At 61.8% G+C, this 16,489-nt stretch carries 17 protein-coding genes; 13 read left to right on the forward strand and 4 right to left on the reverse strand.

The features are described from left to right. The 5 genes from ACQY7R_RS17405 (at position 1) to ACQY7R_RS17425 (ending at position 2,469) form a co-directional block, all read left to right on the forward strand. Positions 1-684 carry a hypothetical protein gene (locus ACQY7R_RS17405; protein WP_428306839.1) on the forward strand — a complete coding sequence of 228 codons (684 nt, stop codon included), beginning with the start codon at positions 1-3 and terminating at the stop codon, positions 682-684. 160 nt (positions 685-844) lie between these two features. Beyond that, the gene (locus ACQY7R_RS17410) at positions 845-1,024 is read left to right on the forward strand and encodes a hypothetical protein (protein ID WP_428306840.1); all 180 of its coding nucleotides are present in this window, start codon (positions 845-847) and stop codon (positions 1,022-1,024) included. Further along, complete coding sequence (locus ACQY7R_RS17415; RefSeq protein WP_428306841.1) at positions 1,012-1,308, forward strand: type II toxin-antitoxin system RelE/ParE family toxin; 297 nt, start codon at positions 1,012-1,014, stop codon at positions 1,306-1,308. The genes ACQY7R_RS17410 and ACQY7R_RS17415 overlap by 13 nt, the downstream gene beginning before the upstream one ends. Positions 1,309-1,349: 41 nt before the next feature. Beyond that, complete coding sequence (locus tag ACQY7R_RS17420; protein WP_428306842.1) at positions 1,350-2,030, forward strand: hypothetical protein; 681 nt, start codon at positions 1,350-1,352, stop codon at positions 2,028-2,030. Then, positions 2,017-2,469, forward strand: coding sequence for a DUF2809 domain-containing protein (locus ACQY7R_RS17425; RefSeq protein ID WP_428306843.1), 453 nt, complete (start codon positions 2,017-2,019; stop codon positions 2,467-2,469). Before ACQY7R_RS17420 ends, ACQY7R_RS17425 begins: the two co-directional genes overlap by 14 nt. A 90-nt stretch (positions 2,470-2,559) precedes the next feature. On the opposite strand, the gene ACQY7R_RS17430 is transcribed toward ACQY7R_RS17425, so the two are convergent. After that, positions 2,560-3,699: an aldo/keto reductase gene (locus ACQY7R_RS17430; RefSeq protein WP_428306844.1), complete on the reverse strand. Its 1,140-nt coding sequence runs from the start codon at positions 3,697-3,699 to the stop codon at positions 2,560-2,562. Positions 3,700-4,097: 398 nt separating this feature from the next. Between ACQY7R_RS17430 and ACQY7R_RS17435 the strand changes: the two genes are divergently transcribed. Further along, entirely contained in the window at positions 4,098-5,723 is a 1,626-nt protein-coding gene (locus ACQY7R_RS17435) for a DUF7453 family protein (RefSeq protein WP_428306845.1), read from the forward strand. 40 nt (positions 5,724-5,763) lie between these two features. On the opposite strand, the gene ACQY7R_RS17440 is transcribed toward ACQY7R_RS17435, so the two are convergent. Beyond that, complete coding sequence (locus ACQY7R_RS17440) at positions 5,764-6,672, reverse strand: glycosyltransferase family 10 domain-containing protein (protein ID WP_428306846.1); 909 nt, start codon at positions 6,670-6,672, stop codon at positions 5,764-5,766. Positions 6,673-7,205: 533 nt separating this feature from the next. Here ACQY7R_RS17440 and ACQY7R_RS17445 point away from each other — a divergent pair. The 3 genes from ACQY7R_RS17445 to ACQY7R_RS17455 all read left to right on the forward strand — a co-directional run bounded on the left by ACQY7R_RS17445 (position 7,206) and on the right by ACQY7R_RS17455 (position 10,165). Continuing rightward, complete coding sequence (locus tag ACQY7R_RS17445; protein ID WP_428306847.1) at positions 7,206-7,904, forward strand: ferritin-like domain-containing protein; 699 nt, start codon at positions 7,206-7,208, stop codon at positions 7,902-7,904. A gap of 54 nt (positions 7,905-7,958) precedes the next feature. Next, positions 7,959-8,867, forward strand: coding sequence for a DUF4394 domain-containing protein (locus tag ACQY7R_RS17450; RefSeq protein WP_428306848.1), 909 nt, complete (start codon positions 7,959-7,961; stop codon positions 8,865-8,867). Positions 8,868-9,328: 461 nt separating this feature from the next. Continuing rightward, positions 9,329-10,165: a hypothetical protein gene (locus ACQY7R_RS17455; RefSeq protein ID WP_428306849.1), complete on the forward strand. Its 837-nt coding sequence runs from the start codon at positions 9,329-9,331 to the stop codon at positions 10,163-10,165. A gap of 21 nt (positions 10,166-10,186) precedes the next feature. Here the strand turns inward: ACQY7R_RS17455 and ACQY7R_RS17460 are convergent, their stop codons facing one another. Further along, positions 10,187-10,435: a PF20097 family protein gene (locus ACQY7R_RS17460; protein ID WP_428306850.1), complete on the reverse strand. Its 249-nt coding sequence runs from the start codon at positions 10,433-10,435 to the stop codon at positions 10,187-10,189. A 303-nt stretch (positions 10,436-10,738) separates the two neighbouring features. Between ACQY7R_RS17460 and ACQY7R_RS17465 the strand changes: the two genes are divergently transcribed. The 4 genes from ACQY7R_RS17465 to ACQY7R_RS17480 all read left to right on the forward strand — a co-directional run bounded on the left by ACQY7R_RS17465 (position 10,739) and on the right by ACQY7R_RS17480 (position 15,208). Continuing rightward, positions 10,739-11,842: a serine hydrolase domain-containing protein gene (locus tag ACQY7R_RS17465; protein WP_428306851.1), complete on the forward strand. Its 1,104-nt coding sequence runs from the start codon at positions 10,739-10,741 to the stop codon at positions 11,840-11,842. A 124-nt stretch (positions 11,843-11,966) separates the two neighbouring features. Further along, positions 11,967-12,671 (forward strand): peptide-methionine (S)-S-oxide reductase MsrA, encoded by a 705-nt coding sequence (gene msrA, locus ACQY7R_RS17470; protein ID WP_428306852.1) that lies wholly within the window; start codon positions 11,967-11,969, stop codon positions 12,669-12,671. Positions 12,672-12,767: 96 nt separating this feature from the next. Further along, positions 12,768-13,451 (forward strand): peptide-methionine (R)-S-oxide reductase MsrB, encoded by a 684-nt coding sequence (gene msrB, locus ACQY7R_RS17475; protein WP_428306853.1) that lies wholly within the window; start codon positions 12,768-12,770, stop codon positions 13,449-13,451. Between the two features lie 98 nt (positions 13,452-13,549). Continuing rightward, on the forward strand, positions 13,550-15,208 hold the full coding sequence (locus tag ACQY7R_RS17480) for an HD domain-containing protein (protein WP_428306854.1): 1,659 nt from the start codon (positions 13,550-13,552) through the stop codon (positions 15,206-15,208). 347 nt (positions 15,209-15,555) lie between these two features. Here ACQY7R_RS17480 and ACQY7R_RS17485 read toward each other — a convergent pair whose 3' ends face one another. Then, positions 15,556-16,437 carry an NAD(P)H-hydrate dehydratase gene (locus tag ACQY7R_RS17485; RefSeq protein WP_428306855.1) on the reverse strand — a complete coding sequence of 294 codons (882 nt, stop codon included), beginning with the start codon at positions 16,435-16,437 and terminating at the stop codon, positions 15,556-15,558. Positions 16,438-16,489 lie beyond the last annotated feature (52 nt).

Genomic DNA, 16,489 nt, shown 5'->3' on the forward strand with positions numbered 1-16,489 from the left:
ATGATCGAACTTCTTAAGTCCGAGGCCGAACGCCTTACCCGTGATGTTTTTATTCTAAGCGAAACACCCAACGAACGTGGCGTCGTCGGGTACTGGGGCGGCGTTCGCGCAGACCTACCGAATGAGGTCTCGCGCCGCGACGTCGCCTTAAGATCGCGCAAACATCTGTTTAGCTTCGATGAAGACCTCCTAACGGAACTGGAATTGCCGAAACGGGGCGCTGTAGCTGTTTTTGAGTACGCCCAGGCTGATGGTAGACGGTTCTTCCGCGTACACGACGAAGGCGTCCGGGTTGCGAAGGACTACGAATGCAGCGGCATCCCCCTCTACGCATATCGCGCTAAATGCGTCCCGCCGTTCTACGCACTCTGCCTTTTCGGATCACGCGAGATCGAGGACTGGCTGCAGTCGTTCGGGTTAACGCGATTCGAGTATTGGAAACTTCAAGACGAAGACGTCGAGGCGTACGAGGAGTTCTTTCGAGAGTCGTACTACCTCTACCAGGCTGATTCCGACGCCGCGATTGTAGTGAATCCGTGGACTATTGCGTGGCCCAGCGACCCCGCCTACCGCATCCCACCACTGCGATGCACTGCACTCACGCTGAAGGATGCGGAACCTTGGTACGAGCTTTGGTATTCAGACCAGAGCATGGGGTACTCCGTTGAAGAGCGAATTACCTGACAAGCTCCTTCACGGCCAAGCAGGCTTTTCCGTGCTGGTTTCACGGCAGCTGTTTCTGGCGATTAACGCACGCTTGCGTTGATTTCCCCGGTAGTGCACGCTCATTTAGCGCCGTGGTATAATTTCCCGGTAGGCAACGAGCCCTAACGCGAGCCCGGTCATGCGAAAGCAACAAGTCCAGCAAGTCCTCGACTCCTTCCCCGACGACGTGAACGTCGACGCCTTTCTGGAGAAGGTCTATCTCCTAGAGAAAATTGAAATCGGGGAACGCCAGATCGAGGCAGGGGAAGTCGTCCCCCATGACGAGGCCAAACAGCGGCTGCAAAAATGGCTCGCTTGATCTGGGCGCAGCAGGCGCTAGACGACCTTGAGCAGCTGCTGAAGTTTATTGCCAAGGATGCGCCAGTAGCCGCGTGCCGATTCGCGGAAAAGATTGTTAACCGAGTCGAGGTACTGCAAGAACATCCTAAACTTGGCGGAGTAATTCCTGAGGATGACAGCGGCACTTATCGCCAACTTGTTCAAGGCAATTACCGAATCATTTATCGCTCAGAAGGCGAATGCGTGTATTTGGTCGCCGTTCACCATGCGGCGCGTCTCCTGAATACCGAAGATCTCGCTTAGATAAAGTTTCGCTTCCAGCTCGAACTCAACTCCGCCTACCGATGCCAGACTCTCACGACCACCGCCCCGAGTTCATGGTCACCCTCGGCCTGGCGCCCCCCTACGCCATCGAGGACGTCATGCAGGCCTATCGCGAGAAGGCCCGCGCCACTCATCCCGATCGCGGCGGCTCGACCGAAGCCTTCAACGCCGTGCATCAGGCCTTCGAGCGGGCCCAAGCCTACCTCGAATTCCGCCAAGACCGCCGCGGCTGGATCGCCGGCAAGATGGCCCGCTACGCCGCGCTGCAAGACGCGATCGCGCGACTTGAGCAACTCGGCGCCACCGTCACCGCGTACTCGCCCGACTGGCTAGAAAATTCCTACGGCGATTTCGCCCAACTCACCGAGCACGTGACGACGATCCGCTTCGCCGACTCGCCCGACGCGACGCCGTTCATCGATGCCCTCGTCCACAGCTACCCGTCGCTCCGCGAACTCGCAGCCCTCGAACTCCCCGGCTGCCGGCTCAGTGACGACGACGTGATGCACCTCAGCATCTTCCAACAACTCCGCCGCCTCGACCTCTCGCGCACGCCGATTACGAATCGATCGCTTGCCGTGGTTGACGCGATCGAATCGTTGCGAGATCTCAACCTTGAAGGCACAAACGTCGGCTGGTGGGCCAAACGCGGGGCAACGTCGCAGCTCGCGCGACGCAAGGCGGCCGATGAGGTTGGTTAACGAAGGTCATCCAGCGCCGCGCTCGCGCAGCCTTAACGCCGTCTTGCTAGCGGCCACCATCGCCCTCGGCCTCGCCTCGCGCCGCTACGGCGACCAGTTGCCGCCGTTCATCGCCGCGTACGCCGGCGACGCCTTATGGGCGACGATGGTCTACTGGCTGGCAAGCATCGCGTTGCCCCGCGCGCGAACGACAACGCTCGCCGCCATCGCCTACGGCATCTCGTTCACCGTCGAACTGAGTCAGCTCTACCACGCCCCCTGGATCGACTCGATCCGCGCCACCCGCCTCGGCGCGCTAGCCCTCGGCCACGGCTTCCTCTGGAGCGATTTACTCTGCTACGCCGTCGGAGTGGCCGCCGCATCCTTGATTGACGTGGGATTATTGTCTCTCGCAGAGGCGCAAAGGCGCAGAGGAAACACGAAGGACACAGAACACTAATAACGCCGTCAGTGCCCCCCTAACTTCTTCTTAGCGTATTCTCTGCGCCTCCGCGCCTCTGCGAGAGACTTATAACTGAGAGACTTCCAACTAAGCCTCGCCCGGCACGGTCGCCTCTTTCGCAATCAGCCCCTCGCGACGCAGCGATTCCCAAAACTCCGCCGGGATCTCGACCTGCAGCGACTTCGCGTTGGCAATCGCCTGCTCCGGCGTCCGCGCGCCAGGGATCACCGCCGACACCACCTGCGGTGCATTCGCGAACTGCAGCGCCGCCGTTCGCAAGTCGATCCCATGCTCCGCCGCCGCGGCCGAGAGTTTTTCCCGCTTCGCCGGCGCCCACTCTGGGATCGTGCCGCCATAGAGGTAACGCTCACGCCCGGCGAGATAGCCCGCCATCAACGGCGCGCCGACGACCACCGACACTCCTTTCTTTTCTAACGTCGGCAACGTTTTTTTCGCGGCTTCGTCATGTTCAATCAGCGAATACTGCGTCGCGAGCAAAAACAGATCGGGGTCGGCCACTTCCGCCGCCCGTAGCGCCGGTTCGGGACGATTCACGCCGAAGCCCCACGCTTTGATGAGCCCCTCCTCGCGCATCCGCGTCAGCTCAGGCATCGCCCCCTTCTGCGCCACTTCAAAATATTCGGTCCACTTCTCGCCCATGTCGCCGTTGTCGGGCGAGAGGTCGTGGATGAACACGATATCGATCTGCGACACGCCGAGCCGTTGCAAACTATCTTCGATCGACCGCCGCACGCCGTCGGCCGTGTAGTCATACTCGAACGCAAACGGCGAAGGCTCTTTCCACAGCGAAGGTTTTGGCTGCTCGCGCGTCGCTTTGAAGATGCGGCCCACTTTCGTCGAGAGCACATATTCTTCAGGCTGGTGGTTATGCAGGAAGTGGCCTAGCCGCCGCTCGCTCAACCCGTAACCGTAGAACGGCGACGTATCGAAGTAGCGGACGCCCGCCGCCCATGCTGCTTCGAGCGCCGCTTGCGACTCTTCATCCGTCGTCGGTGCGAATCCGTTGCCGATTGCCACGCATCCAACCCCGACGCGATACGGCGGCCGATACTTCCCGCCGCTTTCTTTGTTCGTCGGCAACGGCCCCTCGACCAGCTTCCCTTTGGTCATCATCACCGAACCTTCGCCGCTGGCGAGCAAATCGGCGGCAGCGAGAAACGTCGTCCCAACGGCAGCGGTCGACATGAAATGGCGGCGAGAGAGCATGGCAAACTCCTAGAGGCGGGAAGGTGAGCGCTAACGCAGTGCAAGCAATTCGTCTGATGCAAACCGAATGCCGATGAACTGAAGCGGCTGCAGCTCGAACGTTCAACTTGACGCCTCTCCAGCGCCGGCGCCAGTCCCAGGTTCGCAGCTAGTTCCGACACGAACCAATGAAGCGCGGACTTGGCATTGACTCAATGGCCATGCGATGCCCGCCGCTAAACTGCCGCTGCAACGGCTATCAACGAACGTTATGATACGATTAACCAGAGAGGCTCAAGCCGCGAACGCTAGTGCGTCGCGCCTTCAAAACGCCTAGGCTGGACTGCTTCAATGTTATTCCACCCGTGTGAGCGACGCTAATGCGATTGTCGGCAAACCGCCTCTTCACTCGTCTCACAGTGCCCCTTTGGCTACTAAGCGTCGCTTCCCTTAGTCATGGCCAAAGTACGATCACGCCAATCGCTCTGCCGTTCGATCTGACAACTCCAGCGCCAGACGGCGCCTACTGGACTGAGCTACGCACGCCATCGATCGACAACCAGGGCGGCATCGCCTTCCGCGGCTTTGCGAACGAAAGGTTCGAAAACGGCGGTATCAACTCGGCCTATCGAACTTCCAGCGGAAACTACATCGCCCGCGCTGGCGAGCAAGCGCCGGGTCTTGCCCCGGGCGCTCGGTTCCTATCGATCGCGAATCTGCAAATCAGCCCCGGCGGAGCCGCTGGGTTTCTGGGGTACATCGAAACAGGTCCTTCCACATGGTCCTCCGGAATCTGGGCGGAGAACCCCAACGGCGAACTGCGGCTGGTTGCCCACAGCGGGACGCAAGTTCTCGGAGCTCCCGCCGGCACGACATGGTCGCCCTTCAACGACGCCATCGCAGACAATGCCATGATCACCCTGTACGACAAGGGTTCGGCGCCGTTTGTGATCAATGCACGAGGCGAGACGGCGTTCTACGCTCAGCTCGACCGACCAGGCGCCCCGCAGTCGGTGGAGGGTGTGTGGTCGGAGGGAGGCGGCGCCGGACTGCGACTTCTTGCCGGTACAGGCACGAGCGTGCCGCAGTACTCGCCGGGAGCGACGGTGGTCGGCATCCCATCTCCCTGGGACTCCGTGCGCATGAACGACCATGGCCAATCGGTCTTGGTCGCCACCGTCGCTGCTCCTGAACTCGGGATCGGCGGCGGAGTCGGCGTATTCATCGACGATCCAGTGCAGGGGCTTGTCATTGCAGTGAAGAGCGGCCAACAAGCTCCCGGATTGCGGAATGCGCAGTTCGCGAGATTCTCAATGCCAAGCCTCAACAACGCTGGGCAAGTGACCTTTTTCGCGAAGCACGTCGAAGGCGCTTCCACAGGAGAAGGCGTTTGGGCCGGGTTGCCCGGCGATTTGCGCCTCGTCGCCCAAACTGGAGACGCAGCCCCCGGCATCGACGCCGTTTTCGCAGACTTCAATCCAACGCTCAGCATGCCTGCGGCAGCGCGGCCGGTCATCAACGGGCAAGGGCAAGTTGCCTTTACCGCCCGCATCGCTGGCCCCGGTGTCGACAAATCAAATGACAGCGGAATCTGGCTCCGCGATCTTGCCGGAAATTTGCAACTCGTCGCTCGGGAAGGCGACATTGCTATCGGCAAGGAGGTTCTAGGAGACGTTACTGACTATTCGGGAAGCCTCATCCTCAATAATCGCGGGCAGGTCGCTTTCGGAACATACAACGCGCTCTGGGCCACCGACGTCGCCGGCAATCTCCACAACATCGCCCAAGAAGGCGACTTCCTGCCTAGTTCTAACAAGTCGATCCATTTCGGAATGGGTCGCTCCACCGGCAATCAAGATGGCGTAGGATCCAGTTTCAACGACCGTGGAGAATTTGTCTTCTTCTCGTACAATGAAGGCTATCGCACCGGCGTTTACCTATCGACGGCCGTCGCGATCCCTGAACCCTCCGCAGCGGCGGCAATGCTAACCGGGTGCATAATGTTAGCGTTGCAGCGACGACGCAGAAGAACTGCAGTACGGTGAGAACTCCGCCCTGCTCGCGCGGAGGCGTGCGTACCGCGCGTTACGCCGCCTTCCGCCGCTTCGCCGACGGCAGCGCCGCCCGCCAATCGAGAATCCGAAAGATGTGCCGATTCCGTACCGGCCCGCTTGCCGAGAGAATCCGCTCGAACGCATCGAGCACGTTCTCGCGCCGTACAAACTCATTCACCTCGTTGCCGTGGTACCACGGCTGCCGCACGTACTCGCAGTAGAGCGCATCGTCGCGGTCGATCTCGATGACGCGATCAACAAGCGCCTCGAGACTGCCGTAATCAAAATAGTTGACGAAGCTCTGCGGGTTGAAATCGAGATGCACCAGCGGATTGCCCCAATAAATCGGCAAACTCTCCGCCATCATCAGGTGGACGATCTTCTCCGTCGTGTAGCCCGGATAAGAATCGTTCTCGAACGCGATGGTAAACTTGTAGCGGCTCATAAACTCCCGCTTGTTCGCCACGCGGCCGCCGATGTTATTCATCAGCTTGCCGCCCGAGTCGACGCGTTTGTACTTCGAGAGCAGCTCGAAGAACTTGTTCCGCGTCTTGCACTTCGGGTTCGAGTAAATGAAGTTGCAGAACGAGGTCTTCTGCGCGAGGATCCGCTCGGCGTCGACCTCGCCTTTTACGAGCATGCCGGGATCGCCATACCAGGCGTACAGCGGCAGGCGATAATGCTCCGCGCGATCAACGAAATCGAATGTGAAGGCGAAGTCGCATTCGCGAAAGTTCGGCCGGCAGTTCTCGCCGGTGTAGAAGATGCGCGTCCCGGTTCGCCGCCGAAACGTGTTCCCGAACCCTGAATAGATCAGGAAGTCGGGCTGCTCCGCGATCTCAATCTCGTAATGCGGCGAGAGCAGATGCGTGAAGTAATTGTTCTGCGGGCGGAAGATGCCCCAAAAATCAGCGTAGTCTAGTCGTATGCGCGGCTTCATTTCTTACGTCCCGGTGAAGGGCGAGAAATGTACTAGCCGTTGCGCAGAATCGCAACGGCAAACCGCAAGCTAGCATCCGTGAGTATCCGCCTCAGGACGTACACCGCGTGTCGCTCTGCCCGGCGGCCGTCTCGCTTGCCGAGCACAACGCTTACTCGCTGCGTTGCGTCACACACCGCTCCGATCAGCTTGCTACTGAGTTGCTTGAACCGATCATGGCGGAATCTGCGAAGTTTTCGCATCCAACGAGCACGCAGAGTCGTATTGCTTTCAGAGTCACGAAGCGCTGCCAGTTAATCGGTCGCACGAAGTTAGTCGCACGCTTCGCTTCATTCTCGACTCGCCACGTCACAGGAACGTCAGCGATAGGTGTCAACGCGTTCAAGATGAACGCCCGTCGCGCACGGGAGCGAGTCCCTTCATTCGATCCGGTCAGAGCTGTCTAGCGCCGTTTTGCGCTCAGCTTCTGCATTGCGCAGCACTGGCGTTCGCCACCCGCTGTTCGCCGTTACACGCCCATTTTGGAGAGTACTATGTCGGCTTCTAGTGAGAATTGCCTCGAAGTCCTCGCCGTCGCGGCAGACAGCGCCAAACTTGCGGCGTTCGAACGTCGCAGCTTCCTCCGCACCGGCGGCATCGCGGCCGGAGCCGCGCTCGTCGGCCTGGTCGCCCGAGACGCCGCAGCCCAGAGCGCGACGCCTCCCACCGGACCTCGGCAGCAGATGGCGCTCGTGCGCCGCCACGAGAACGACCACGTCGCGTTCTTGCTCAATGGACTCGGCGCCGCCGCTCGCCCGAAGCCAACGTTCCAAAATCTGCTGCAGCCGAATCTCAACGCCTTCCTCACTGTCGCGACGGCCCTCGAAAACACGGGCGTTGGCGCCTACCTCGGCGCTGCTCCGGCGATTCTCGATCCTGGTTACCTAAGCGCCGCTGCTTCAATCGCGCTCGTCGAAGCGCGTCACGCTGGTTTCTTCAACAGCTTCCGTTCGAAGCCGATGACGCTCAACGCGTTCGGCATGGAACTCTCGTTTGACGCGGCCTTCACCCCGTCGCAAGTCGGCGGCGCCGCCGGGTCGTTCATCGCGAGCCTCAATGGCGGCCCGCCCCTCGATTTCAGCAATACCCGCTCAGCGGCCAACGACGTCGCCATCCTCAACTACGCACTCGCGCTCGAATACCTCGAGGCCGATTTTTACAACGTGAACGTCCCGCTGTTCTACGGCGTGTAGGCGCCGCGTCGCTGGAATCGAACATTGCACCGAAATTTCTGGGAGTTGCTCCACATGCGTCATACGTTACTACTACTCGCACTCGCGCTCGGCGTCGCGCAAACCGCCGTCGCCGAGCCGATCGTCGCCCTCACCGCGACGAATCAACTCATTACCTTCAACAGCGTCTCGCCAGGCACGCTCGGCTCCACGGTCGCACTAACAGGGCTCATCGCCGGCGACTCGCTCGTCGGCATCGACGTCCGGCCTGCGAACAACACGCTCTACGGCTTTGCCGTGAGCGCCGCCGGCGCCAGCCCGCCAACTGGTCGCGTCTATTCGATCAACGTCGGCACAGGCGTAGCGACGTTGGCCGCAACGCTCGCGGCCGATCCGGCCGACGTGACGCCGCCCACGCCGTACAGTTCTGTCAGCGGCACGTACTTCGGCGTTGACTTCAATCCCGTTGCCGATCGCCTGCGCGTCATCACCGACACGGGCCAAAGCCTGCGAATCAACGTCGCCACCGGCCTGACGCAACTCGACGGCGCGATCGCGTACGCCGCGAGCGACGCCAACGCCGGCACACCTGCGCAGATTTACGCCTCGGCCTACACGAACAGCTTCGCTGGCGCCGCGACCACGACGCTCTACAACCTCGACGGCGCTCTCAGCACCCTCGTCACCCAGGTCCCGCCGAACGACGGCACGCTAAACACCGTCGCGCTGACGAGCCTCGCCGTGTCGCCCGACTCGGCGTTCGACATCTCCGGCCAAACTGGCACGGCGTTCGTTGTGCTCGATGGCGGAACGCTCGGCTCGATCAACCTCGCCACAGGCGTCGTTACCGATCTCGGAACCATCGGCACGGTAGGCGCAATTGCCGACATTGCCGTACTCGCGATTCCGGAGCCGACTACCGCCACGCTCGTGGCGCTTGGCGCCTGCGCCTTGATCACGAATCGCCGACGCCGCCGTTGCTGAAAGCGCGTGCGGAATCTCAACCGCAAGAGGGTCGCGTGATCAGGCGGCTCATCGTCATCCCCCGCTCGACAGCGCCCGTCAGCCGGCAATGAGCCGCTGGCGGGCGCCGTTCTTGAACTCGCTGCTCTAAAACATGTAGCCGACGTCGAAGCCTGTACCCCGTGAAGCCATACTCGACGTCGTTCATCCACTCCTTCATCTCCACGCTATCGCCAGGTCACCTCAAATAAACACTTTAGAGTCCTATTTAATCGTTCTGCGACCCTGTCGGCAAACTCCCTTTACCCTTGAAATTACCGGCGAGTTGAAAGCCGTGCTAGCCGAGGAAGTGCGTCTCTCGCGGCAAGGTCGTCTTACTAGCGCCACAAGCGGGTCATCGCCGCTAGCTTTGCAGTGGAAGTTCTTAAGGTATGCTTGCATAACGCGATTGCCGCTGCGACACCGCTCCCCGCTCCGCGCTGATGCAATTTTATACCACCAGCTACGACCCTACGCCGCTCGCCACCCTCGTCTGTCGACAGCAGCGATGGGGCCTGCTCGTGTTCGTCGCCGTGTTCTGCGGAATACCGTTCGTCTGGCATCGCCTCGAGGCGCCGGGCATCGTTACCTACGGAACTGCCCTGCTCGCCCTGTTGATTTGCCCCGTAATGCTCCGCTCTTGGCGGAAGCGAGGCCGCCGCGACAATTGGGCGATCGCGCTCGACGGCAACGGCGTCTGGCTCAATCTGCGCGACTGCGAATACCACAACGCCGAACCAGGCGAAACGATCGTCTACCTCGCGAATCGCGAGTTGCTGAGCGCCCGGCGTTTCGACTACCGCTACACAACGCCCAATCAAAGAAAGCATTCGACGCAGCATCGCGAAGTCTACCTTGAGCTGCAAGTCGACGAGGCGACCGCTGCCGAGATCAAGCAGCGAGTCGACGCCGAACAACGCCGCGAAATGCCGCCGCATCGCGCGCTTGGCGGCCTGCTGCAGACGCGAGTCTCACGCAACAGCGCACTCGTCCGCGTGCACAACACATCGACGCTGCGCATCCTCTTCTCAAGCTCGACGTACCGCCTCACGCCAGGACTAAAGCGCCTGCTGAGTGAACTCGCCCGCGACGTCCCCGTCGACGACGCGCCCGCCATTCGTTCCGAACCATGGCAAGAGCTCTCCCCCGCTGAGTGTGACGAGCTGATCCGCTCGCTCGCGTCTCAAGGCCGCCTCATCGAAGCGACTCAGCTGGCGCAAGCCACCAAGAAAATCTCCCTCACCGCTGCTCGCGAGCTGGTCGATTCGCTCAGCTTGTAACCTCGCGGCCTGCCGCCCGCCTCATTGCCGGCCGAACTCCTTCGCTGCGTAGAACTCCACATACCCGCACGATGCGCAGCGGAACGCCGCCATCGGCAGTTCTTTGTACGATCGCTTCGTCAGCGTGAAGAATGCCGATTTCGGCGGCCCGGGGTTCCATTTCGAGACGTCGCCCGCCAAGGGGCCCATTAAGTCGGCGACGAACCCCTGCTCCATCGCCCCCGCACACTTGGGGCACTGCTTCTCTTGCCCATCCATTTGTTCCGACATGCGCGGCGCCTCTCCCCAACCATGCTGAGCAAAATGGCACAATGAGCCCGGAGTATACGCCGCAGCAACCATCGTTCGCAAACTTTCGCGCAGTCGGCGCCCTGCCCCGGCTGGTTGCACCGGCAAGAATCTCTAAACTTTATTGTTGAAAACAAGCCCGATCGTTCGGGACAATAGATCCGGTCGCCGGCGCAGCAAACGGACTGCAAACCAAGACAGTCTCAAACCGCAGGCGGCTGCCAATCGCCGCGAAGACAACGCACGGCCACTCTCCACGCTTTCTCCCTCAGACGCCATCACGACATGACCTCCCCCCTCGCAAAGCCGCTCCTCTCCCTCACCATCTTCACGGCATTGGCCGCCGCCTGCATGCATCCGACGTTTGCTCAGCTCCCCAAGTCTTCGCCCGAACTCATCAAGAAAGTCGAAGCCGCCCTCCCCGATTCTCCCGGCGCCTCGGTGCTGGCGATCGATGACGGCCAAATCGTCTTCCGCCACAGCTACGGACTAGCCGACGTCGAGAACAACGTCCCCTGTACGCCGACCACCAACTTCCGCATGGCGAGCGTCTCCAAACAATTCACCGCCACGGCGATCTTGATGCTCGTCGATCGCGAGCTCATCTCGCTCGACGATCCGCTCACGAAATTCTTCCCCGGCTTCCCGGAATACGGCGAAGAGATCACGGTGCGGCACCTGCTCACCCACACCTCCGGCATTCCCGACTACGAAGGCCTCGTGCCGAAGGGAACCACGCTGCAGCTCAAAGACCTCGACGTGTTGCAGCTGCTGATGCAGACCGACATTCCGCTGTTCGAACCTGGAGCGAAGTGGCAATACTCCAACTCCGGCTACGTCCTCCTCGGTCTGATCGTCGAACGCGCTTCGAAGACGCCTTTCGAAATTTTCATGAAAGACGACGTCTTCTCGCCGCTGAAGATGACCAACTCCAACGTCTTCCAGCATGGGCTCAACGTAGTGCCGGAGCGCGCGTACGGCCACACGAAGCAAGACGGCAAGTGGGTCCGCGCCGACCAAAGCGTCACCAGCGCCACCCGCGGCGACGGCTGCGTCTACACCTCGGTCGACGAGTATGCCAAGTGGCTTCGCGGCCACGCCGAGCGGCGCCTCCTCAGCGGCAAGTCGCACGACTCGATGTTCTCGCCGCAGGTGAAGACGACTCGCGACGGCAGTAGCTATAGCTTTGGCTGGTTCCTCGACGAATACCGCGGCGAAGAACGCATTCACCACAACGGCGACTCCCGCGGCTTCCGCCTTTGCTCGCAGGTTTACCCCGATCGCATGGCGGCGGTCATCCTGCAGTTCAACTGCGACCTCGAAGAACCCACAATCCCCATCGGCGAGCGAATCTCCGACATCCTGATTTTCGATCGCGAAGCGAAGTGACCAGCCATGCCCCAGCGAACCAAGCGGGATTCCGCCGCGTAGAATCGTCGCGGCTCACTCTCCGCCCGATCAATCCAGTACAATGGGATTCCCTCTCACCCCAGGGTCGCCACCGGCGTCTTCGATGGTTACGAGCAATCTCTCTCGGCAGATCACGCTTCTTGGATTGATCGCCTTGGCCGGAGCGTTCGCCCCTTCGGCTAGTCACGCCGAACCCGTCGACAAGCCGGCAAAGGCCAGCCCCGCGTCGGCAGACAAAAAGGAGAAGAAGTTGGAAGTCGCCACCTTCGGCAGCGGATGCTTCTGGTGCACCGAGGCCGTCTTTGAAGAACTCAAGGGAGTCGAATCGGCCGTCAGCGGTTACAGCGGCGGTCGCGTCGCCAACCCCACCTACGAGCAAGTCTGCACCGGCGCCACCGGCCATGCGGAAGTCATTCAGGTCACCTACGATCCCGAGGCGATCACCTTTCCGGAATTACTCGAAGTCTTCTGGATGACCCACGATCCGACGACGCTCAATCAACAAGGCCCCGACTACGGCACGCAGTACCGGTCGGCCGTTTTCTATCACAACGACGAACAACGCAAAGAGGCCGAGCACTACAAGCAGCGGCTCGACGAGTCGGGCGCATTCGACGCGCCGATCGTGACCGAAATCACCGAGTTCAAGAAGTTTTATCCGGCGGAAGATTACCACCAGCAATACTTCGAAGGGAACCCGCGGCAACCCTACTGCCGCGCGGTCGTGAAGCCGAAGGTAATCAAGTTCCGCAAAGCGTTTAAAGACAAGCTGAAGGTCAACGACAAGTCGCACGACGAAGAGGAATAAGCCGGCAGTCGCACCTGACGTCCACCGGTTCCACCGGTGGACGATTCGCTCGCCGACCCGCCTCTCATTCAATCCGCGCAACGGAGCGTTCGTTCAATGTCAAAATTAGCATTCGCACTCGTGGCAATGTTCGGACTCGGCGCCATGGTCACGCTGGCCACCGCCCAAGAATCGCAGGCTGACAAAACCACCGCGAAGGACGCCAAGGAAGCCAGCGAAAAAGAAGCCGCGGCGGTCGCCGCAAAGGCCGAAGCCGAAGACCCCGAAAGCGTCGATTGGACCCAAATCGACTGGGGCAAACGGCTCACGCGTCTCCAGTACCGGATCATGCGCGAAGCCGACACCGAGCGCCCCTTCCGCAACGAGTTCTGGGATTTCTTCAAGCCGGGCGAGTACCGCTGTGCCGGCTGCGGACTCCCCCTCTTCGAGGCCGACGCCAAGTTCGATTCCGAATGCGGTTGGCCCAGCTTCGACAAGACGATCGCGAAGGATACCGTCACCGAACACATCGACCACAAGATGCAGTACCCGCGCACCGAAATCCGCTGCCGCCGCTGCGAAGCCCACCTCGGCCACGTCTTCAACGACGGCCCGACGAAGACCGGCCTGCGCTACTGCCTCAACTCGGCCTCGATGAAATTCGTCTCCGAAAAACAACTCGCCAAGGACATCAAGGCGGCGAAGGAGAAGGGCGCGAAGCCGAAAGAAAGCGCCGCAGCCGCGCCCGCCGAGAGCGATAAGACCGCTGCGACCGTTGAAACCGGGGCCGAGAAGCCGTAAAACCACGGCTCAGGTTCTCTGCCGCGAACGTACAATGGAGCTAGCGGCAGGCCGAGCGATCGGCTGCAACGGAATGTCCACCGAGCCCGCGCTAGCGCATGAGTGAGCAACAAACGTATCTGGCCCCCGACGTCGTCCCGCGCCTCGCGGCGATCGACATCGGGAGCAACAGCATCCGCCTCGTCGTCGCCGAGGCCCAAGCCGGCGGCCGCTACCGCATTCTCGACGAAGAGCGCGAAACCACCCGCCTCGGCCGTTCGCTCGCCGCCCACGGCGATCTCGACGCCAAATCAATCGAAGATTCGCTGACGGCGCTCCGCCGCTTCAAGTCGATCGTCACCGGCTTCGGCGTCGAAAGCTTCCGCTCGATCGCCACCTGCGCCGTCCGCGAAGCGACCAACGGCGCCGAGTTCTGCCGCCGCATGCAGGACGAGCTCGGCCTCGAAATCGAAATCATCGACGCCGACATGGAGGCCCACCTCGCCTTCGAAAGCGTCCGCCGTCGCTTCGATCTCGCCGGCAAAAACACCGTCCTCGCCGATATCGGCGGCGGCAGCACCGAAATCGTCCTCGCCAACGGCGAACTCGTCGAAGCGGTTTACGCCACCCAACTCGGCGCCGTGCGCCTCGCCGAAAAGTATGGCGGCGAACTTACAACCGACGAACAGTTCCTACCGCTCAAACGCTGGATCGATCGCGAGCTCCGCCAGACGACCGAAAAGCCGGCCGCTCCGCTGCACTTGCTCATCGGTTCCGGCGGCACGTTCACCAGCCTCGCCAGCATGCTGATGGCCGGCCGCGGCCTCTCGCGACTGCCGGCCGCCGGCTACCGCGCGTCGCGGGCCGACGTCTGCCACCTCATCGACCGCCTCCGCAAGATGAAGCCGGAGGAACGCAAAGCGACCCCCGGCCTCAACGCCGATCGCACCGACATCATCATCCCCGGCCTCGCGGTGATCGACGCCCTGATGCGCCGCTTCCGCGTCAACACGCTGCAGGTCCACGCCTACGGCGTTCGCGACGGCCTGCTGCTGACGATGATCGACCAGATGCAGGGCACCAGTTCGACCTCGGCGCCGAGCCACGACGAACAAATCGATCGCTTCGCCGAAGCCTGCGGCGTGAACATGATTCACTCGCGGCACGTCGCCAAACTCGCCGGCGAAATTTTCGCCGGGCTCGCGCAACTCTACGAACTCCCGCCCGGCGATCGCCGGCTGCTCGAAGTCGCCGCCCGCCTGCAAGACGTCGGCTACCTGATCAACTACGAAGGCCATCACAAGCATTCGTACCATCTCATTCTCCACAGCCGCCTCGAAGGCTTTCGGCCGGAAGAGCTGGAGATCATCGCCAACGTCGCTCGCTACCACCGCGGCTCGCCGCCGAAGAAGAAGCACGAAAACTTCAGCGAGCTGACCGAGCCCGATCGCCTCCGCGTGCGACAACTCGCCGCGATCCTTCGCATCGCCGGCGGCCTCGACCGCAGCCACAACCAAACGATTCGCGAAGTGAAAGTCGACGGCGCCCCCGGCCAGGTGGTCCTCACGGTCAGCGCCAACGAATACCCCGAAGTCGACGTCTGGGCCTGCCGCCGCCGTGCTGAACTATTCGAAGAAATCTTCACCGCGAAGCTAACGGTGCAGTGGGCCGGCCAATCAATCACCGCCGAAATCACAGCGCCGCCAGCCGCAGCAAACGGAGCGGCGCCAACCGCCCGCAAGAAGGCGCCCGCGGCCAGCGCGAACAAGTCGGAATGAGCCCGTTCTCCCTAGCCCCGGGCTCCGCCCGGGGGTGAGCCTCCATCCCGGCAAACGTAGCCCCTCCACACCGCGTCTCTTCTTAGCGTCTTTCTCGGACAGCCCACGCGCACCGCAACTCACGCCTGCAAGCACCGCTCCTCAGGCCTGTAAGGCCGCGCCATGAAAGCCCAGGGCACAGCCCTGGGTTACCGCCCACCACGATCAACAAAGCCCTGTAGGGGCGCGCTAACCTCAGCGCGCCCTTACAGGGCTTTCGATTTCGAATCCCGAATGTTCCCAGGGGTGCGCCCTGGGCTATCACAGCGCAGCCCGATGGGCCTAAAGATACTCGGCTCTCGACGTTTTCACCGAGCCTGAAACGCCTTCGGCAAGTAAGTCACTAAATCGCTGGCGATCAACGAAACCTCCCCCAACTCCTTCGCCGCCAAGTCGCCCGCCAACCCATGCAGGTGCATCCCCAACCGCGCCGCATCCCACGCGCTCAACTTCTGGCCGAGCAGCCCCGCAATCACACCCGTGAGGCAATCGCCCGAACCGCCGGTCGCCATCCCGGGGTTGCCGGTGCTATTCACGGCGTAGCGCTCGCCATCGCCCACTAGCGACTGATGTCCCTTCAGAATCACCACCGTCTGCCCGCTCGGATCACGTCGACACAACTCGCCGACTGCCTCCGCCCGCTCGGGCATTGATCCGCCCGGCGCCACGCCGGTCAGCCGCGCAAACTCGCCCGGATGCGGCGTCAACACCCGCGGCCCCGCCGGTTTGGCCAGCGCCTGTGGATTTCTCTGCAGTGCGTGCGACATTGCATTGAGCGCATCAGCGTCGACCACCATCGGCCGCGGCACGTCACGATAGAGCTGCGCGACGAGCTCCGTCACCCCTTCGCTCTGGCCGAGGCCGGGGCCCAACGCCCACACGTCGAAATGCTCGCGAGCCGCCAACATGTCGACGACGTTTGCGTAATCGAGCAGCCCGTAGTCGTCTTCCACAAGCGGGATCGTCATGAAGCAAGGGCTGAACCCCGCCACCAGCGGCTGCGTCGAAACAGGCGTCGCGATCGAGAGGAGCCCCGCGCCGCTTCGCAACGCAGCGAGCCCCGCCATCGCAGGCGCCCCCGCCATCCCGCGCGACCCGCCGACAATAATCAGTCGACCGAAATCGCCCTTGTGAGCATCCCGCTCCCGCGGCGGCAAAATCGGCAACGGCTCGTTGGTGACGTCGTTCATGCAAGTATCCTCTTACGCTGCCGTCGGCCGGCTTGGCCTTGATGAATGTTCT

This window comes from Lacipirellula sp., from assembly GCF_965279485.1.
GTDB lineage: Bacteria > Planctomycetota > Planctomycetia > Pirellulales > Lacipirellulaceae > Lacipirellula.